This window comes from Mycobacterium triplex, assembly GCF_000689255.1.
GTDB classification, from domain to species: Bacteria; Actinomycetota; Actinomycetes; order Mycobacteriales; family Mycobacteriaceae; genus Mycobacterium; species Mycobacterium triplex.
In genome coordinates this window covers 2,537,826-2,554,730 of sequence record NZ_HG964446.1, presented here as the reverse complement: position 1 = coordinate 2,554,730, position 16,905 = coordinate 2,537,826, and the positions used below count along the sequence as shown (strand labels likewise).

Genomic DNA, 16,905 nt, shown 5'->3' with positions numbered 1-16,905 from the left:
AAACTCGCATCCCTGTGCCGGGCGCGGATTCCGGCCCGCCAGGTCGTCAACCCACGGTTGACACTTGCCAGGCCGTCAACCTAATGTTGACGCCATGTCCGAGCCGACGCCCGTCGCCTATCCCGTCCGCCTCGACGAGCTGATCAACGCGATCAAGCAGGTGCACACCGACGCGCTCGAGCAGTTGGCCGACGCCGTCCTGGCGGCCGAGCATCTGGGCGAGATCGCCGACCATCTGATCGGGCATTTCGTGGATCAGGCACGCCGGTCCGGGGCGTCGTGGACCGACATCGGCAAGAGCATGGGCGTCACCAAACAGGCCGCCCAGAAGCGGTTCGTGCCGCGGGCCGAGCCCACCACCCTGGACCCGTCGCAGGGCTTCGGACGCTTCACCCCCCGCGCGCGCAACGCCGTCGTGGCCGCCCAGAATGCCGCACACCACGCGGGCAGCAGCGAAATCACCCCCGACCATGTGCTGCTGGGCCTGCTCACCGATCCGGCCGCGCTGGCCACCGTGCTGCTGATGCGCCAGCACGTCGACGTCGCGGCGCTGCGCGCGGCGGCCACCCCCGCGGCCGGGGCCGGGCCCGGCCATCAGCAGCCGGAGCTGATCCCGTTCAGCGGCCCGGCCCGCAAGGCGCTCGAACTGACCTTCCGCGAAGCACTTCGGTTGGGCCACAACTACATCGGCACCGAACACGTGCTGCTGGCGCTGCTCGAACTCGAAGACGATGCCGGGCCGCTGCACCGATGCGGCGTCGACAAGGACCGAGTGGAGGCGGATCTGATCGCCACGCTCGAATCGCTCGCCGGCGGCAAACAGCCCAATTAGCGGCCGGTCCAACCTCTCCCGCCGCAATAGTCGGTGTGCAATCATGCGAAGATGCGCCGCTGGCTGATCGTCCTGTCGACTTTGCTCATCGCCGCCGCGAGCAGCGCTGCTCCCCGCGCGTGGGCTCAGGACGCGCCGATCGGTCACATCGGCGACACGCTGCGGGTGGACACCGGCACCTACATCGCCGACGTCACGGTCAGCAGCGTGACCCCGTGCGACCCGCCGCCCGGATTCGGCTACACCCGCAGCGGCGTCCCGATCAAGAGCTTTCCCGGCAGCACCCCCAATCGCGCCGACGTGACGGTCCGCGCGATCCAGGTGCCCAACCCGTTCATCATGGCGACCGCGTTCAGCTTCGACGGAGTAACTCCGTTCGCCGACGCCTACAAGCCGCGCGCCACCGACGCACCCGACGCTCTGGACAACGTGCTCACAAACGCGCCGAACGGCGCGATCGTGCGCGGCGGGGTGTATTGGGACGCCTACCGCGATCCGGTCTCCAACGTCGTGCTGCTGGACCGCAAGACCGGCAGGCACCTCGCGCAGTGGAACCTCTGACACTGGCCATCCAGCGGGTCGCGACGGATTCCGTCGATATTGCAGAGCTGGCTAACGTTGCGGCCCTTACCTTTCCGTTGGCGTGCCCGCCCACCGCGACGCCCGGCAACATCGCGTCCTTCGTCGCGGCCAACCTGTCGCCCGCCCGCTTCGGCGAGTATCTGGACGACCCGAAGCGCGCCATTGTGACCGCAAGCCGCGACGGCCGAATCGTGGGTTACGCCATGGTCGTTCGCGGCGTCTCCGACGACGCCGGCGTGCAGCGGGCGGTCGAGATCCGTCCGGCCGCCGAGCTGTCCAAGCTGTATCTGCTGCCCGACCAGCACGGCAGCGGGGCATCGGCGGCGCTGATGGACGGCGCGCTGGCGGTCGCGGCCGACTGGGACGTGCGCTGCGTGTGGCTCGGCGTCAGCAAGGCAAACCAACGCGCCCAACGCTTTTACGCCAAGAGCGGTTTCACGGTCAGTGGCACCAGGACGTTCCAGGTCGGCGATCACCTGGAAAACGACTACGTCATGACTCGCGAGGTTGGGTAGCCGCTGCGGTCAGCGCCAGCAACCGGGAAATGGCCCGCAGGTACTTCTTTCGGTAGCCGCCGGCCAGCATATCTGCGCTGAAGATGGTGTCCAGTTTCGCGCCGGACGCGATCACCGGAATGCCGGCGTCGTACAGGCGATCGGTCAGCGACACCAGACGCAGCGCGACGTTTTGGTCGTCGATGCCGTGCACACCGGTCAAGAACACCACCGTGACACCCTCGATCAGCGTCAGATAGCGCGACGGGTGCATGGTGGCCAAATGCGCACACAGCGCGTCGAAGTCGTCCAGCGTCGCCCCGGCCACGCCGGCGGCACGCGTGACGACCTCGTCGTCGGTCAGCGGCTGCGGCGCCGGCGGCAGGCCGCGGTGCCGATAGTCCGGGCCTTCGATGCGCACAGTGGTGAAAATGCTTGCCAGCGTGTTGATCTCGCGCAGAAAATCCTGGGCGGCGAAGCGGCCCTCCCCCAGCTGCTCGGGCAGCGTGTTGGAGGTGGCGGCCACCGACACCCCCCGCTCGACCAACGACGACAGCAGCCGCGAGATCAGCGTGGTGTTGCCGGGGTCGTCGAGTTCGAACTCGTCGATGCACACCGCGGTGTAATCGGCCAGCAGGTCGATGCATTCGGTAAAGCCGAACACCCCGGCCAGCTGGGTCAGCTCCCCGAACGTCGCGAACGCCTTGGGGCGAGGGCCGGGCAACTGGTAGTACGCCGAGGCCAGCAGATGCGTCTTGCCGACCCCGAATCCGCCGTCCAGGTAGATGCCGACGCCCGGCAGCACCGCCCGCTTGCCCAACAGCTTTCGCCGGCCCGCGCGCCGCTGTTGCGCCTGACGACAGAAGTCCTGACACGCCGCCAGGGCGGCGGCCTGCGTCGGTTCGGCCGGATCCGGTCGGTAGGTCGCGAAGCCCACGTCGGCGAACGTCGGCGGCGGCCGTAATTGGGCGATCAGCCGTTCCGGCGACACGCTCGGATGCCGATCCACCAGATGCTGTGCGGGCCCAAAACCGTCCGCGGAGGTGGACCCGTGCATGCGAAGACTCTAACGGCGTGCTGCAATCGTCCTCATGCCCGAGTCAGGCAGAGCCGCCGACATCCCGTTGACCCTGCTCGGGTCGGGGCGCGAACTCGACGACGGCGAACTCCCCCAGCTCTACGCCTACCCGGACGGGGACAACACCTGGGTGCGGGCGAATTTCATCACCAGCATCGACGGCGGTGCCACCGCCGAAGGCAAGACCGGCCCGATGGCGGGGCCCGGTGACCGCTTGATCTTCTTCCTGCTGCGCGAGCTCGCCGATGTCATCGTCGTCGGTGCGGGCACCGTGCGGGTCGAGGGCTATTCCGGTGCGCACGCGGGAATCGCCGAGCGCCAGCGCCGGCAGGCCCGCGGGCAAAGCGAAGTGCCGCAGTTGGCCATCGTCACCAAGTCCGGCCGGCTGGAACGGGAGATGGGGGTGTTCACCCGGACCGAGGTGCCGCCCCTGGTGCTCACCTGCACGGCCGCGGCCGACGAAACCCGCCGCTGCGTCGGCGATCTGGCCGAGGTCATCGACTGCTCGGGCCCCGATCCGGAAAAGGTCGACGAGGCCGCGCTGCTGGCGATCCTGCGGGCCCGCGGAATGCGGCGGGTACTGACCGAGGGCGGGCCGATGCTGCTGGGCGCGTTCATGCAGCGCGACCTGCTCGACGAGCTGTGCCTGACGATCGCGCCCTACGTCGTCGGCGGGCTGGCCCGGCGCATCGCGACGGGCCCCGGTCAGGCGCTGACCCGGATGGACTGCACACACGTGCTGACCGACGACGCCGGCTACCTGTACACGCGCTACGTGCGGGCTTAGCACCGCGTCATGGCTACTGTGGTCGGCATGAGTCGGCACATCAGGTCGGTGACCACGCTGGTCGCGGTCACCACGCTGCTGACCGCCTGCGTTCCCGGCCTGGCCGCCGACCCGCGCTTCGCGACCAATTCCGGTGCCCGGCCGCAGGGCGCGGCCACCACGAAGCCGCCGCCGGCCGGTCCGCCGCCGATCGCCGCCCCCAAGAACGACTTGTCGTGGCGCGACTGCACGGCGAAGGTGTTCAACGACGCCGGCGTCCGCAACGCGCCCACCGGCGTCCGGCTGGATTGCGCGAACTATGACGCCGACCTCGACCCGGTCAACGGCGGATCGGGAACCCTCAGCATCGGCGTGGTGCGCGCCCGGTCGAATCAGACCCCGAAGGACGCCGGTCCCGTCGTCCTCACCACCGGCTCCGACCTGCCGTCGTCGGCGCAGCTGCCGGTGTGGTTGTCGCGGGCGGGCAACGATCTGCTGCAGGCCCACCCGATCGTCGCCGTGGACCGCCGCGGCATCGGCATGTCGAGCCCGATCGACTGCCGGGATCATTCCGACCGGCAGTCGATGCGCGATCAGGCGCAATTCCAGAGCGGCGACGACCCGGTCGCCAATCTGTCCGACATCTCCAACACCGCCACCACCAGCTGCACCGACGCCATCGCACCGGGTGACAGCGCCTACGACAACTCGCATGCGGCCTCGGACATCGAGCGACTGCGCAGTCTGTGGGACGTGCCCGCGGTCGCGCTGCTCGGCATCGGCAACGGCGCCCAGGTCGCGCTGGCCTACGCGTCGTCGCGTCCCGACAAGGTCGCGCGCCTGATGCTCGACTCCCCGATTGCGTTGGGCGTCAACGCCGAAGCGGCCGCCGAGCAGCAGGTCAAGGGGCAGCAGGCCGCGCTCGACGCGTTCGCCGCGCAGTGCGTCGCGGTGAACTGCGCGCTGGGCCCCGACCCCAAGGCCGCCGTCAGCGCGCTGCTGGCCGACGCCCGGGCCGGCCGGGGGCCCGGCGGTGCTTCGCTGGCCGAGGTCGTCAACGCCATCACCGTCGCGCTGGGCTTCCCGTCCGGCGGCCGCGTCAGCGCCACGACGAGTCTGGCCAACGCGCTGGCCGCGGCCCGCTCCGGCGACGCCAACCAGCTGACCAGCCTGATCAACCGCGCCGACGCCACCCAGGACACCGACGGTCAGTTCGTCAACTCCTGCAGCGACGCGATCAACCGTCCGACCCCGGACCGGGTGCGCGAACTCGTGGTCGCCTGGGCCAAGCTCTATCCGCAGTTCGGCACGGTCGCCGCGCTCAACTTGGTCAAGTGCGTGCACTGGCCCACGATCTCGCCGCCGGCGCCGCCCAAGGAACTCAAGGTCGACGTCGTGCTGCTGGGCGTGCAGAACGACCCGATCGTCGGCTCCGAAGGCGTGGCCCAGACGGCGGCCACGATCATCAACGCGGGCGCGGCCAGCCGCCGGGTGATGTGGCAGGGCATCGGCCACGGGGCGAGCATCTACACGGCGTGCGCGATCCCGCCGATGGTCGGCTATCTCAACACCGGCAAGCTGCCCGGAACCGACACTTACTGTCCCGCCTGAGGTGTCGGCGCGGCGCCGCGGTGTACGGTGCGCTGGTGACGGCAGCTGACTCGACTCGAACCGGCCTGCGCGATTGGGTGCTGGCCGCCTTCCGTCCCCGCTCCGGGCCGCCCAGCACGGCGACGATCTTGCGGTCGGCGCTGTGGCCGGCGGCGATCTTCTCGGTGCTACACCGCAGCATCGTGATCACCACCAACGGCAACATCACCGACGACTTCAAGCCGGTTTACCGTGCGGTGCTGAACTTCCGGCGCGGCTGGGACATCTACAACGAGCACTTCGACTACGTCGACCCGCACTACCTGTACCCGCCCGGCGGCACGCTGCTGATGGCACCGTTCGGCTACCTGCCGTTCGCCCCGTCGCGCTACCTGTTCATCCTGATCAACACGATCGCGATCCTGATCGCCTGGTACTTGTTGCTGCGGCTGTTCAAATTCACCCTGGCCTCCGTCGCGGCCCCGGCCCTGCTGTTGGGCATGTTCTGCACCGAGACGGTGACGAACACGCTGGTGTTCACCAACATCAACGGCTGCGTGCTGCTCGCCGAGCTGCTGTTCCTGTGGTGGCTGCTGGACGGTAAAAGCAGCCACCAGTGGTGGGCGGGTGTGGTGATCGGGTTGACGCTCACGGTGAAACCGGTGCTGCTGCCCCTGCTGTTGCTGCCGCTGCTGAATCGCCAATGGCGGGCGCTGGTGCCGGCGTTCGTGGTGCCGATCGTCGTCAATGCGGTGGCGTGGCCGTTGGTCGCCGATCCGATGGACTTCGTCACGAAGACGGTGCCGTACTTCCTGGGCACCCGCGACTACTTCAACAGTTCGATCGAGGGCAACGGCGTGTACTTCGGCCTGCCCACCTGGCTGATCGTGTTCCTGCGGCTGCTGTTCACGGCGCTGGCGATCGGCGCGCTCTGGCTGCTGTACCGCTACTACCGCACCCGCGACCCGTTGTTCTGGTTCACCACCTCGTCGGGGGTGCTGCTGCTGTGGTCGTGGCTGGCGCTGTCGCTGTCGCAGGGCTACTACTCGATGATGCTGTTCCCGTTCCTGATGACGGTCGTGCTGCCCAATTCGACGATCCGCAATTGGCCGGCGTGGCTGGGGATCTACGGCTTCATGACGCTGGACCGGTGGCTGCTGTTCAACTGGATGCGATGGGGCCGGGCGCTGGAGTACCTCAAGATCACCTACGGCTGGTCGTTGCTGCTGATCGTGGTGTTCACCGTGCTCTACTTCCGCTACCTCGACGCCAAGGACGAGAACCGTCTCGACGGCGGGATTGACCCGGCGTGGCTGACACGCGCTAGCGTGGACGCATGACTTCGCCCAAGTTGCAGCTCACCGACGACGAGTGGCGTCAGAAGCTGACCCCCGAAGAGTTTCAGGTGCTGCGTCGCGCCGGCACCGAGCGGCCGTTCGTCGGCGAGTACACCGACACCAAAACCGAGGGCGTCTACGAATGCCGGGCCTGCGGGGCGGAGTTGTTCCGCAGCACGGAGAAGTTCGACTCGCACTGCGGCTGGCCGTCGTTTTTCGACCCGGCCAACTCCGACGCGGTGATCCTGCGACCCGACCACTCGATGGGCACCACGCGCACCGAGGTGCTGTGCGCGAACTGCCACAGCCACCTCGGTCACGTGTTCGCCGGCGAGGGCTATCCGACCCCGACCGATCAGCGCTACTGCATCAACTCCATCTCGCTGCGCCTGGTGCCAACGGGGGCTTGATCGTTGGTCAATCCCCGCGACACTTAACCAGTTGCGACGACACGCCGAAAACGGTCGCCATGGTTTAAGTTTCGCGGGATCTCATCGCCGCGTCGCGACGTCTTTCAGTTGTGGACCACGTGTTGGTGGGCAGCGAGGCAGTGCGGCTGGGACAACTGAGCTGGTATCGGTTACGAACCGACTTCCGGGCGATCTATCCCGATGTGTATGTGGCGGATTGCGCGGCGCCAACACTACGAACGCGTTCGATCGCGGCATGGCTGTGGTCGCAACGACGGGGTGTCCTCGCCGGGCTTGCCGCGGCGGCACTGCACGGATCGCGGTGGATTGACGAGGACGTGCCCGTCGAGTTGATTTGGCGCAACCCGCATCCGCCGGCCGGCGTGCTGACCCGAAACGCGCGCATCGCACCCGATGAGGTGACCACGGTTGCCGGATTGCCGGTGACGTCTCTTGCCAGGACCGCGTTCGACCTTGCCCGGCAGCTGCCACGGGGCGAGGCGGTCGCGCGGATCGACGCGTTGATGCGGGCGACACCGTTCTCGAGCGAGGACGTGCTGCGGCTGGCCAAGCGGTACCGCGGTGCGCGCGGGCTGCGCCGGCTGCGTGCGGCGCTGCCGTTGGTCGACCCGGGCGCCGCGTCACCCAAGGAGACATGGCTGCGTCTACTGCTAATCGATGCTGGACTACCTTGTCCCACAACGCAATTGCCGGTGCAGGAGAACTGGCATCTGATTGCGTGCCTCGACATGGGCTGGGAAACCTACCGGGTGGCCGCCGAGTACGACGGCGATCACCATCGCGCGGACCGCCGCCAATACGCTCGCGATCAGGTCCGGCTACGCAAACTCGAAGAACTGGGCTGGATCGTCATCCGGGTGATCGCCGACGACAAGCCCGACGACGTGGTGCGACGCGTGCGGGGCGCGCTGATCCGTCGGGGATTCCGCGACACTTAACCAGTTGCGACGACACGCCGAAAACGGTCGCCATGGTTTAAGTTTCGCGTCGCGAGCGTCGGGAGCGGCGCGGGAGGCGGCGCGGGAGGCGGCGCGGGAGCGGCGCGGGAGCGGCGCGGGCGCTCAGTCCGTCCGGGTGGCGTGGACTTCCCAGAACGGGGCATGCACTCGGCCGCCCTTCAGCCAGGGTTCCATCGCGCGGTACCGCTTCAACATGTCCTCGACCTGATCTGCCATGTCCGGGTTGCGCTTGGCCATCAACTCGATGCTCTCGGCGCTGACGTTGACCTGGTAGGTGGTCGTGCCGAGGTAGCTGATCTCCCAGCCGGCGGCCGGCAGCACGTCGCGAAAGTCCTTCTCGGACAACGAGCGCATCATCGTGAACCCGTTGACGTCGTGGGCGCCGAACTCGAACATGTACAGCCGCGCGCCCGGCTTGGTGGCCCGCCGCAGCGCCTGCGCGTACCGCTGGGCAAGCTCGGGCTCGGTGCTGAAGGTGTGGTAGAACGCGCAGTCGACGACGGTGTCGAACCGGTTCTCCAGCCCTTCCAGCTTGGTGGCGTCGGCCAGCTCGAAATTCACTGACACACCTGCCTTTTGCGCGTTCTTCCGGGCCCGCTCCAGGGCCGTCTGCGACCCGTCGATGCCGGTCGCCGAGTAGCCTTTGGACGCGTAGTAGATCGCGTGGTGTCCCGGGCCGGTGCCCGGGTCGAGCACCTCGCCCTTGATCGCGCCCAGCGCCACCAGCTGCTGGACCACCGGCTGCGGCCCGCCGATGTCCCACGGTGTCGCGGTCGGCAGGCCGTGCGACGTTCGCTCGTCGCGGTACATCTCCTCGAAGCGGGCGGGGTCATTCGGGTCGAATTCGGTTGTCATGGCAGCGAATTCACCAGCTGCTCGACGGGCACCCGCGGCCCGGTGAAGAACGGCGTCTCCTCGCGGGTGTGCCGGCGCGCGTCGGTGGCGCGCAGTTCGCGCATCAGGTCGACGATGCGGTGCAGCTCGGGCGCCTCGAAGGCCAGGATCCATTCGTAGTCGCCGAGCGCGAACGCCGGCACCGTGTTGGCGCGCACATCCTTGTACTCGCGCGCGGCCATGCCATGCTCGGCCAGCATGCGGCGGCGTTCCTCGTCGGGCAGCAGGTACCACTCGTAGGACCGCACGAACGGATACACGCAGATGTAGGCGCCGGGCTCCTCGCCCGCCAAAAACGCCGGGATATGGCTCTTGTTGAACTCCGCCGGCCGGTGCAGCGCCACGCTGCTCCACACCGGCGCGCTGACCTGGCCCAGGGTGGTGGTGCGGCGGAAATCGGAGTAAGTGGCTTGCAACGCCTCGACCCGCTCGGCGTGCGTCCAGATCATGAAATCGGCGTCGGCCCGCAGGCCCGCGACGTCGTAGAGGCCGCGCACCACGACACCGCGCTCTTCCTGCTGCTTGAAAAACCGGGTCGCGTCCTCGATTACGGCTTCACGCTGCTCGCCGAGTTCGCCGGGTTCCACCGAATACACCGAGAACATCAGATAACGAATCGTCGAGTTCAGGGCGTCATAGTCGATCTTGGCCATGAGACCTATCGTGCCACTTCCGCGTCAGAGGCCTCGGTGGCCCTGATCACACGATCGACGGCCTTGCCGGCGGCGCCGATACAGGCCGGCACGCCGATCCCGTCGAGGTAGCTGCCCGCCACGGCGATCGTCGCCGGCAGGCCCTCGCGCAGCTGGGCGACCACGTCGGCGTGGCCCGGCCCGTACTGCGGCATCGCCTCGATCCAGCGCTGCACGCGGGCCTCCACCGGTTCGACGGACAGCCCGAAGACAGCCTCGAGGTCTTGGCGCGCCCAGGCCAGCAGGTCCTCGTCGGACGCGGTGCCGGCCAGGTCGTCGCCGTATCGGCCGAAGGACAGCCGCAGGAACTGCAGGTCGCCGCCGATGCCCCATTTGCGCGACGACAGCGTGATCGCCTTGCCGCGCAACCGCTCACCGCTGGCGGCCAGCACGCCGGAGCACTCCGGGAACGCCGTGTCGCCGGGCACCGCGAGCGCGACCACCACCGACGACGCGCTGGTGATGCGGCGCGCGGCGGCCGACGTCTCCGGCGCCACCCGAACGATCAGGCGCGCCAGCCGCGGGGCCGGGACGGCCAGGATCACCGCGTCGGCGGTCCACTGCGCGCCGGTGTCGTCGCGCAGCACCCAGCCCTGCCCGGCACGCTCGAGCCGGTCCACCGCGGCGCGAACCCACCGCGCCCGGGCGCGCTCGACGAGCTCGTCGATCAGCACCTGATAGCCGCCGTCCAGCGCCCCGAACACCGGGGCGCCCGTGGCCGGCGGCAATCCCTGGCGCACCGCGTCGGTCAAGCTGGTGGCGCCGCAGTCCAGTGCGGCCGCCACGCTGGGCGCCGCGGCGCGCAGCCCGATCGTGGCCGCCGAGCCCGCGTACACGCCGCTCAGCAGCGGGTCGACGGATCGCGCCACGGTCTGCTCGCCGAACCGCTCGCCCACCAATTCCGCGGCGGCCGGGTCGTTTCCGGGTTCCCAGTCCAGCGGCCGGCCCGGCTCGGCCTCGATGCGCGCGACGGTGGCGTCGTCGACCAATCCGGCCACCGACGCCGCCGACGAGGGAATCCCGACGACCGTGGCCGCCGGCAGCGGGTGCAACTTTCGCTGGCTGTAGATCAGCGGCCGGGCACCGGTGGTGCCCAGTTGACGATCCGACAGGCCCAGCTCGGCCAGCAGGGCGGGCATCTCGGGCCGGCGCAACACGAACGCCTCGGCGCCCAGGTCCATCGGGCGTCCGCCGATCTGCTCGGTGCGCAAGATCCCGCCGAGCCGATCGCCCGGTTCGAACAGCGTGATGTTCGCGCTCTCCCCCGCCGCCGCACGCAGCCGGTAGGCCGCGGTCAGGCCGGAAATCCCGCCGCCCACAACACAATACGACCGGCCGGTCATAGCGAGTGGACCAGCGACACCAGGTCGGTCAGCACGCCGGGGTCGGTCTCGGGCAGCACTCCGTGACCCAGGTTGAAGACGTGCCCCGCGGTGCCGGCGTCGACGGCGCGGCGGCCGTCGTCGACGACGGCGCGCGCGGCGCGTTCGGTCACCGGCCAGCCCGCCAGCAACACCACCGGATCGAGGTTGCCCTGCAGCGCCGTGCCGGGCCGCACTCGGGCCGCGGCGTCGGTGAGCGAGGTGCGCCAATCCACCCCGACCACCGTCGGGCCCGCTTCGCTCATCGCGCCCAGCAGTTCGGCCGTCCCGACGCCGAAATGTGTCATCGGCAGCCCGTATTCCGCCAGCGTCGCGAACACCCGGGTGCTATGCGGCAGCACGTATTGGCGGTAGTCGGCCAGCGACAACGTCCCCGCCCACGAGTCGAACAGCTGGATGGCATCCACCCCGGCGCCGATCTGGCCGCGCAAGAATTCCACGGTGAGATCGGTCAGCTTCGCCATCAGCGCGTGCCAGCTGGCCGGCTCGGCCAGCATCATCGCCTTGGTGCGGGCGTGGTTACGGCTGGGGCCGCCTTCGACCAGATAGGACGCCAGCGTGAAGGGCGCACCGGCGAAACCGATCAGCGGAACGTCGCCCAGCGCGTCGACCAGCAGCGAAACCGCCTCGCAGATCGGCTGAATTGCTTGCGGTTCAAGGGGTTTCATCGACTCGATATCGGCGTCGGTGCGGATCGGGTGTGCGATCACCGGCCCGACATCGGCCACGATGTCCAAGTCGATGCCCGCGGCTCGCAGCGGAACCACGATGTCGGAGAACAGGATCGCGGCGTCGACGTCGTGCCGCCGGATCGGCTGCAGGGTGATTTCGCAAACCATCTCGGGCTGCAAGCACGCCCCCAGCATGCTGGTGCGTTCGCGCAGCGCCCGGTATTCGGGCAACGAACGCCCGGCCTGCCGCATGAACCACACCGGCACCCGGTGCGGTTTGCGGCCGGTGACCGCGGCCAGATAGGGCGACTCGGGAAGTTCGCGACGGGTACTCATCGACCTCAATGCTGCCACGAGGCCAGCGCGGCGGCCCTGGCACGCTGCGTAACATCAACCCGGTGGCAGTCGCACCGATCTCCGTCAATTACGACGAATTCCCCAGCCTCCGCTTTGAACACGGCGACAACGGCGTCCTCACGGTGGTTCTCGACGCTCCCGGGCTGAACTCGGTGGGCCCGCAAATGCACCGCGATCTCGCCGACGTCTGGCCGGCCATCAATCGCGACCCCGACGTGCGGGCGGTCCTGATCCGCGGTGAGGGCAAAGCGTTTTCGTCCGGCGGCAGCTTCGAGCTGATCGACGAGACCATCGGCGACTACGAGGGCCGGCTTCGTATCATGCGCGAGGCCCGCGACCTGGTGCTCAACATCGTCAACTTCGACAAGCCGATGGTGTCGGCGATCCGGGGCCCCGCCGTCGGGGCCGGCCTGGTGGTGGCGCTGCTCTCCGATATCTCGGTGGCCGGGCGGACCGCCAAGATCATCGACGGCCACACCAAGCTCGGAGTGGCGGCCGGCGACCACGCCGCGATCTGCTGGCCGCTGCTGGCCGGGATGGCCAAGGCCAAGTACTACCTGCTCACCTGCGAGACCCTGCTCGGCGAGGAAGCCGAACGCATCGGCCTGGTCTCCGTCTGCGTCGACGACGACGAGGTACTCGCCCGGGCAACCCAGCTCGCCGACGATCTGGCCCGGGGAGCTCAGAACGCGATCCGGTGGACCAAACACAGCCTCAACCACTGGTATCGCATGTTCGCGCCGGCCTTCGAGACGTCGCTCGGCCTGGAATTTCTGAGTTTCACCGGCCCCGACGTGCGGGAGGGCCTGGCGGCGCACCGCGAGAAGCGCCCGGCCCGATTTAACGGGTGAACAACGCTCTGAGCAGGCTAAACGGCGATTGTTGACGATGTGACACGACCTGATAACAGCTTGGGCGCGACGAGTTTGGAAAACGGCGCGCCTGTCGCGGCGGGTCCGGCGATAGGTCTAGCGTCGAACGCTGTGACCCGTGCCTACGACGATCCGGAGCGGGAGCGACGAGGAGGAGTGGCGCCAATGACTTCAGTCGAACCGGCTCCATTCCGCGAAGCGGTCGCGGCCATGAACGCCGTCAACGCCCGGCCGGAGATCGAGCTCGGCCCGATCCGGCCCCCGCAGCGCCTGGCGCCGTTCAGCTACGCGCTGGGGGCCGAGGTGAAGCACCCCGACCTCGAGATCGTCCCCGAGCGGTCGGAGGGCGACGCGTTCGGCCGGCTGATCCTGCTCTACGACCCCGACGGCGCCGACGCCTGGGACGGCACCACGCGCCTGGTCGCCTACATCCAGGCCGACCTGGACTCCAGCGAGGCCGTCGATCCGCTGCTGCCGGAAGTGGCGTGGAGCTGGCTGGTCGACGCCCTGGAAGCGCGGACCGACCAGGTCACCGCGCTGGGCGGCACCGTCACCGCCACCACCTCCGTGCGCTACGGCGACATCTCCGGGCCGCCGCGCGCCCACCAGCTCGAGCTGCGGGCCTCGTGGACGGCGACCACGCCGGCCGTCGGCGCCCACGTCGAAGCGTTTTGCGAGGTGCTGGAGCACGCCGCAGGCCTCCCGCCGGCTGGGGTCACCGACCTGAGCTCGCGGTCACGCGCCTGACATGGGGGAGCCCGGGTCCGATGGGCCTGACAGCAGCGCGCCCGGACCCACCCCGCTGCTGCACCCGGCCGACGGCATACCCGATCTCTCGGTGACGGTCGGCCAGATCGCCGACGCCGCCCGATTCCTGGACAGCGGGCACGGGCCGTTCGCGGTGGACGCCGAGCGCGCGTCGGGTTTCCGCTACTCCAACCGGGCCTACCTGATCCAGATCCGGCGGGCCGGCGCCGGCACCGTGCTGATCGACCCGGTCAGTCACGGCACCGATCCGCTGACCGCGCTACGCCCGGTCGCCGAGGTGCTCGGCACCGACGAATGGATCCTGCACGCGGCCGACCAGGATCTGCCGTGCCTGGCCGAGGTCGGCATGCGCCCGCCCGCGCTCTACGACACCGAACTCGCCGGACGCCTGGCCGGGTTCGAGCGGGTGAACCTGGCGGCGATGACCGAACGGCTGCTGGGGCATGGTCTGGTCAAGGGCCATGGCGCGGCCGACTGGTCCAAGCGACCGCTGCCCACGGAGTGGCTCAACTACGCGGCCCTCGACGTGGAGTTGCTCGTCGAGCTGCGGGCGGCGATCGCCGCGGAGCTGGCCGAGCAAGGCAAAACCGATTGGGCCGCAGAGGAATTCGACTACTTGCGCAGCGCGAGCAGCAGGGAAGCCACGCCGCGGCGCGACCGCTGGCGGCGCACGTCGGGCATCCACAAGGTGCGCGACCGTCGCGCCTTGGCCGCGGTGCGCGAGCTGTGGACCACCCGCGACAACATCGCCGCGCGCCGCGACATCGCGCCCCGCCGCATCCTGCCGGATTCGGCCATCATCGAGGCCGCGATCGCCGACCCGAAGACGGTCGAAGACCTGATCGCGCTGCCGGTGTTCGGCGGGCGCAACCAGCGGCGCAGCGCGGCGACCTGGCTGGCGGCGCTGGAGGCGGCCCGCACCAGCCAGGACCCGCCCGAAGACGCCGAGCCGCCGAACGGGCCGCCGCCGCCGGCGCGGTGGAGCCGGCGCAAACCGGAGGCGGCCGCCCGGCTGGAGGCCGCCCGGGCCGGGCTGTCGGAGCTGTCTGAGCGGGTGAAGATTCCGACCGAGAACCTGGTCTCACCCGACCTGGTGCGGCGGCTGTGCTGGGACTGGGCGGACGCGCCGGACCCCGTCGAGGCCGTCGAGGAGTTCCTTCGCGCCGGCCAGGCGCGGGCCTGGCAACGCGAACTCGTCGATCCCGTGCTGGCCGGCGCGCTGCAGCCGCCGCCCAGAACCGAAGGTGCCGACGATTAGTCGAGGCGCTCGCGAATCTCGGGTTCGGATTCGTAACTGCCCAGTGCGGCAACCCATCCGGTGATCCGGCGGGCCACGTCCTGGTCGGTCAGCCCGAGGTCGGCGAGCACCTCACCGCGGGAGGCGTGCTCGTAGAACTCCTGGTTGAGCCCGACGTCGCGGCAGGGCATGTCGATTTCCGCGCGGCGCAGCGCGGCCGAAACCGCCGACCCCACACCGCCATTGACGCCGTTGTCCTCGAGCGTGACGAGCAGCTTGTGCTGCTCGGCCAGTTCGAGAACACCGTCGGACACCGGCAACACCCACCGCGGATCGATCACCGTCACCCCGATGCCCTGGTTGTGCAGCCGCTTGGCCACCTCCAGCGCCATCGAGGCGAACGCGCCGACGGCCACCAGCAGCACATCGTGGTTCAGCCCCTCGGCGGGCACCGCCAGCACGTCGATTCCCGCCCGCTGCTCGAGAGCCGGAATGTCTTCGCCCACATCGCCTTTGGGGAACCTCAGCGCCGTCGGGCCGTCATCCACCTCGAGCGCCTCGCCGAGCTCCTCACGCAGCCGGGCGGCGTCGCGCGGGGCGGCCACCCGCATGCCGGGCACGATGCCCAGCATCGACAGATCCCACATGCCGTTGTGGCTGGCGCCGTCGGAACCGGTGATCCCGGCGCGGTCGAGCACGATCGTGACGGGCAGCTTGTGCAGCGCCACGTCCATCATGATCTGGTCGAACGCCCGGTTGAGGAACGTCGAGTAGATGGCAACGACCGGGTGCATCCCGCCCATCGCCAGCCCTGCCGCCGACGTCATCGCATGCTGTTCGGCGATGCCGACGTCGAACAGCCGATCCGGGAATCGTTGCCCGAACGCCGTCAGCCCGGTCGGACCGGGCATCGCCGCCGTGATCGCGACGATGTCGCGGCGCTTTCTGGCGTATCCGATCAGCGCGTCCGAGAAGGTCGCCGTCCAGCCCGGGCCCGGGATCTTGGTGGCCTGGCCGGTGGCGGGGTCGATCGGCGCGGTCGAGTGCATCTGTTCGGCTTCGTCGGCCTCGGCCGGGGCGTAGCCCATCCCCTTGCGGGTGGCCACGTGCACGATCACCGGGGCGCCGAACCCGCGGGCGCGGCGCAGCGCGGCCTCCACGGCGCGTTCGTCGTGGCCGTCGACCGGGCCGACATACTTCAGCCCGAGATCGGTGAACAGCAGCTGCGGGGCCAGCGAGTCCTTGATGCCCGCCTTGACGCTGTGCATGAAGTGGTAGCAGATCTCACCGATCAACGGCACCGCGCGCACCACGTCGCGGCCCTTTTCCAGCACCTGCTCGTAGGCCGGCTGCAGCCGCAGCATGGCCAGGTGATCGGCGACACCGCCGATCGTGGGGGCGTAGCTGCGGCCGTTGTCGTTGACGACGATGACCACCGGACGCCCGGATGCCGCGATGTTGTTCAGCGCCTCCCAGCACATGCCGCCGGTGAGCGCGCCGTCGCCGACCACCGCGACCACGTGCCGGTTGCGGTGCCCGGTCAGCTCGAACGCCTTGGCCAGGCCGTCGGCGTAGGACAGCGCCGCGCTGGCGTGGCTGGACTCCACCCAGTCGTGCTCGCTCTCGGCGCGCGACGGATACCCCGACAGGCCGCCCTTTTTGCGCAGCGTCTCGAAGTCCTGGCAGCGGCCGGTCAGCATCTTGTGGACGTAGGCCTGGTGGCCGGTGTCGAAGATGATCGGATCGTGCGGCGAGTCGAATACCCGGTGCAGCGCCAGCGTCAGCTCGACCACGCCCAGGTTCGGTCCCAGGTGGCCCCCGGTAGCAGCCACCTTGTGGATCAGGAACTCGCGGATCTCCTGGGCCAGATCGCGGAGCTGCTGTTGGGAAAGGTGTTGCAGATCTGCAGGGCCGCGGATCTGTTCCAGCATCCCGTCAGTGTACGCAGCGACGGCCGGATCTA

17 protein-coding genes are annotated in these 16,905 nt (G+C 69.3%); 11 read left to right on the top strand and 6 right to left on the bottom strand.

Annotated elements, in window-relative coordinates; all coding sequences use genetic code 11:
• Positions 1–94: 94 nt before the first annotated feature.
• From BN973_RS11935 to BN973_RS31650, 3 genes are read left to right on the top strand one after another with little or no spacing between them, the layout of a single operon-like run.
• A complete protein-coding gene (locus BN973_RS11935) occupies positions 95–832 on the top strand; it encodes a Clp protease N-terminal domain-containing protein (protein ID WP_036468318.1) in 738 nt (245 codons plus the stop codon).
• Between the two features lie 51 nt (positions 833–883).
• Positions 884–1,393, top strand: a complete 510-nt coding sequence (locus BN973_RS31655) for a hypothetical protein (protein WP_036468316.1) — start codon at positions 884–886, stop codon at positions 1,391–1,393.
• Positions 1,381–1,929, top strand: a complete 549-nt coding sequence (locus BN973_RS31650; protein WP_036468314.1) for a GNAT family N-acetyltransferase — start codon at positions 1,381–1,383, stop codon at positions 1,927–1,929. Before BN973_RS31655 ends, BN973_RS31650 begins: the two co-directional genes overlap by 13 nt.
• Here BN973_RS31650 and zapE read toward each other — a convergent pair.
• Positions 1,907–2,965 (bottom strand): cell division protein ZapE, encoded by a 1,059-nt coding sequence (zapE, locus tag BN973_RS11920; protein ID WP_036468313.1) that lies wholly within the window; start codon positions 2,963–2,965, stop codon positions 1,907–1,909. The genes BN973_RS31650 and zapE overlap by 23 nt on opposite strands.
• A gap of 34 nt (positions 2,966–2,999) precedes the next feature.
• Between zapE and BN973_RS11915 the strand changes: the two genes are divergently transcribed.
• The 5 genes from BN973_RS11915 to BN973_RS11895 all read left to right on the top strand — a co-directional run bounded on the left by BN973_RS11915 (position 3,000) and on the right by BN973_RS11895 (position 8,048).
• On the top strand, positions 3,000–3,773 hold the full coding sequence (locus BN973_RS11915; protein ID WP_036468312.1) for a pyrimidine reductase family protein: 774 nt from the start codon (positions 3,000–3,002) through the stop codon (positions 3,771–3,773).
• Between the two features lie 9 nt (positions 3,774–3,782).
• A complete protein-coding gene (locus tag BN973_RS11910; protein ID WP_036468311.1) occupies positions 3,783–5,363 on the top strand; it encodes an alpha/beta hydrolase in 1,581 nt (526 codons plus the stop codon).
• 20 nt (positions 5,364–5,383) lie between these two features.
• Positions 5,384–6,682: an arabinofuranan 3-O-arabinosyltransferase gene (gene aftC, locus BN973_RS11905; protein ID WP_036468310.1), complete on the top strand. Its 1,299-nt coding sequence runs from the start codon at positions 5,384–5,386 to the stop codon at positions 6,680–6,682.
• Positions 6,679–7,089 (top strand): peptide-methionine (R)-S-oxide reductase MsrB, encoded by a 411-nt coding sequence (gene msrB, locus BN973_RS11900; protein ID WP_036468309.1) that lies wholly within the window; start codon positions 6,679–6,681, stop codon positions 7,087–7,089. The genes aftC and msrB overlap by 4 nt, the downstream gene beginning before the upstream one ends.
• 110 nt (positions 7,090–7,199) lie before the next feature.
• Positions 7,200–8,048 carry a hypothetical protein gene (locus BN973_RS11895; protein ID WP_036468308.1) on the top strand — a complete coding sequence of 283 codons (849 nt, stop codon included), beginning with the start codon at positions 7,200–7,202 and terminating at the stop codon, positions 8,046–8,048.
• A 123-nt stretch (positions 8,049–8,171) separates the two neighbouring features.
• On the opposite strand, the gene BN973_RS11890 is transcribed toward BN973_RS11895, so the two are convergent.
• From BN973_RS11890 to hemE, 4 genes are read right to left on the bottom strand one after another with little or no spacing between them, the layout of a single operon-like run.
• Entirely contained in the window at positions 8,172–8,924 is a 753-nt protein-coding gene (locus tag BN973_RS11890) for a class I SAM-dependent methyltransferase (protein ID WP_036468307.1), read from the bottom strand.
• A complete protein-coding gene (gene hemQ / locus BN973_RS11885; RefSeq protein ID WP_036468306.1) occupies positions 8,921–9,616 on the bottom strand; it encodes a hydrogen peroxide-dependent heme synthase in 696 nt (231 codons plus the stop codon). Before hemQ ends, BN973_RS11890 begins: the two co-directional genes overlap by 4 nt.
• Positions 9,617–9,621: 5 nt before the next feature.
• On the bottom strand, positions 9,622–10,998 hold the full coding sequence (locus tag BN973_RS11880; RefSeq protein ID WP_036468304.1) for a protoporphyrinogen oxidase: 1,377 nt from the start codon (positions 10,996–10,998) through the stop codon (positions 9,622–9,624).
• Positions 10,995–12,044: a uroporphyrinogen decarboxylase gene (gene hemE / locus BN973_RS11875; RefSeq protein ID WP_036468302.1), complete on the bottom strand. Its 1,050-nt coding sequence runs from the start codon at positions 12,042–12,044 to the stop codon at positions 10,995–10,997. The genes BN973_RS11880 and hemE overlap by 4 nt, the downstream gene beginning before the upstream one ends.
• Positions 12,045–12,121: 77 nt before the next feature.
• Between hemE and BN973_RS11870 the strand changes: the two genes are divergently transcribed.
• The 3 genes from BN973_RS11870 (at position 12,122) to BN973_RS11860 (ending at position 14,963) form a co-directional block, all read left to right on the top strand.
• Positions 12,122–12,916, top strand: coding sequence for an enoyl-CoA hydratase/isomerase family protein (locus tag BN973_RS11870; protein ID WP_036472318.1), 795 nt, complete (start codon positions 12,122–12,124; stop codon positions 12,914–12,916).
• 132 nt (positions 12,917–13,048) lie between these two features.
• On the top strand, positions 13,049–13,684 hold the full coding sequence (locus BN973_RS11865) for a DUF3000 domain-containing protein (protein ID WP_084163371.1): 636 nt from the start codon (positions 13,049–13,051) through the stop codon (positions 13,682–13,684).
• A gap of 1 nt (position 13,685) precedes the next feature.
• Positions 13,686–14,963: an HRDC domain-containing protein gene (locus tag BN973_RS11860; RefSeq protein WP_036468298.1), complete on the top strand. Its 1,278-nt coding sequence runs from the start codon at positions 13,686–13,688 to the stop codon at positions 14,961–14,963.
• On the opposite strand, the gene dxs is transcribed toward BN973_RS11860, so the two are convergent.
• Positions 14,960–16,873, bottom strand: coding sequence for a 1-deoxy-D-xylulose-5-phosphate synthase (gene dxs / locus BN973_RS11855; RefSeq protein ID WP_036468295.1), 1,914 nt, complete (start codon positions 16,871–16,873; stop codon positions 14,960–14,962). The two genes, BN973_RS11860 and dxs, sit on opposite strands and share 4 nt — an antisense overlap.
• Positions 16,874–16,905: the final 32 nt, after the last annotated feature.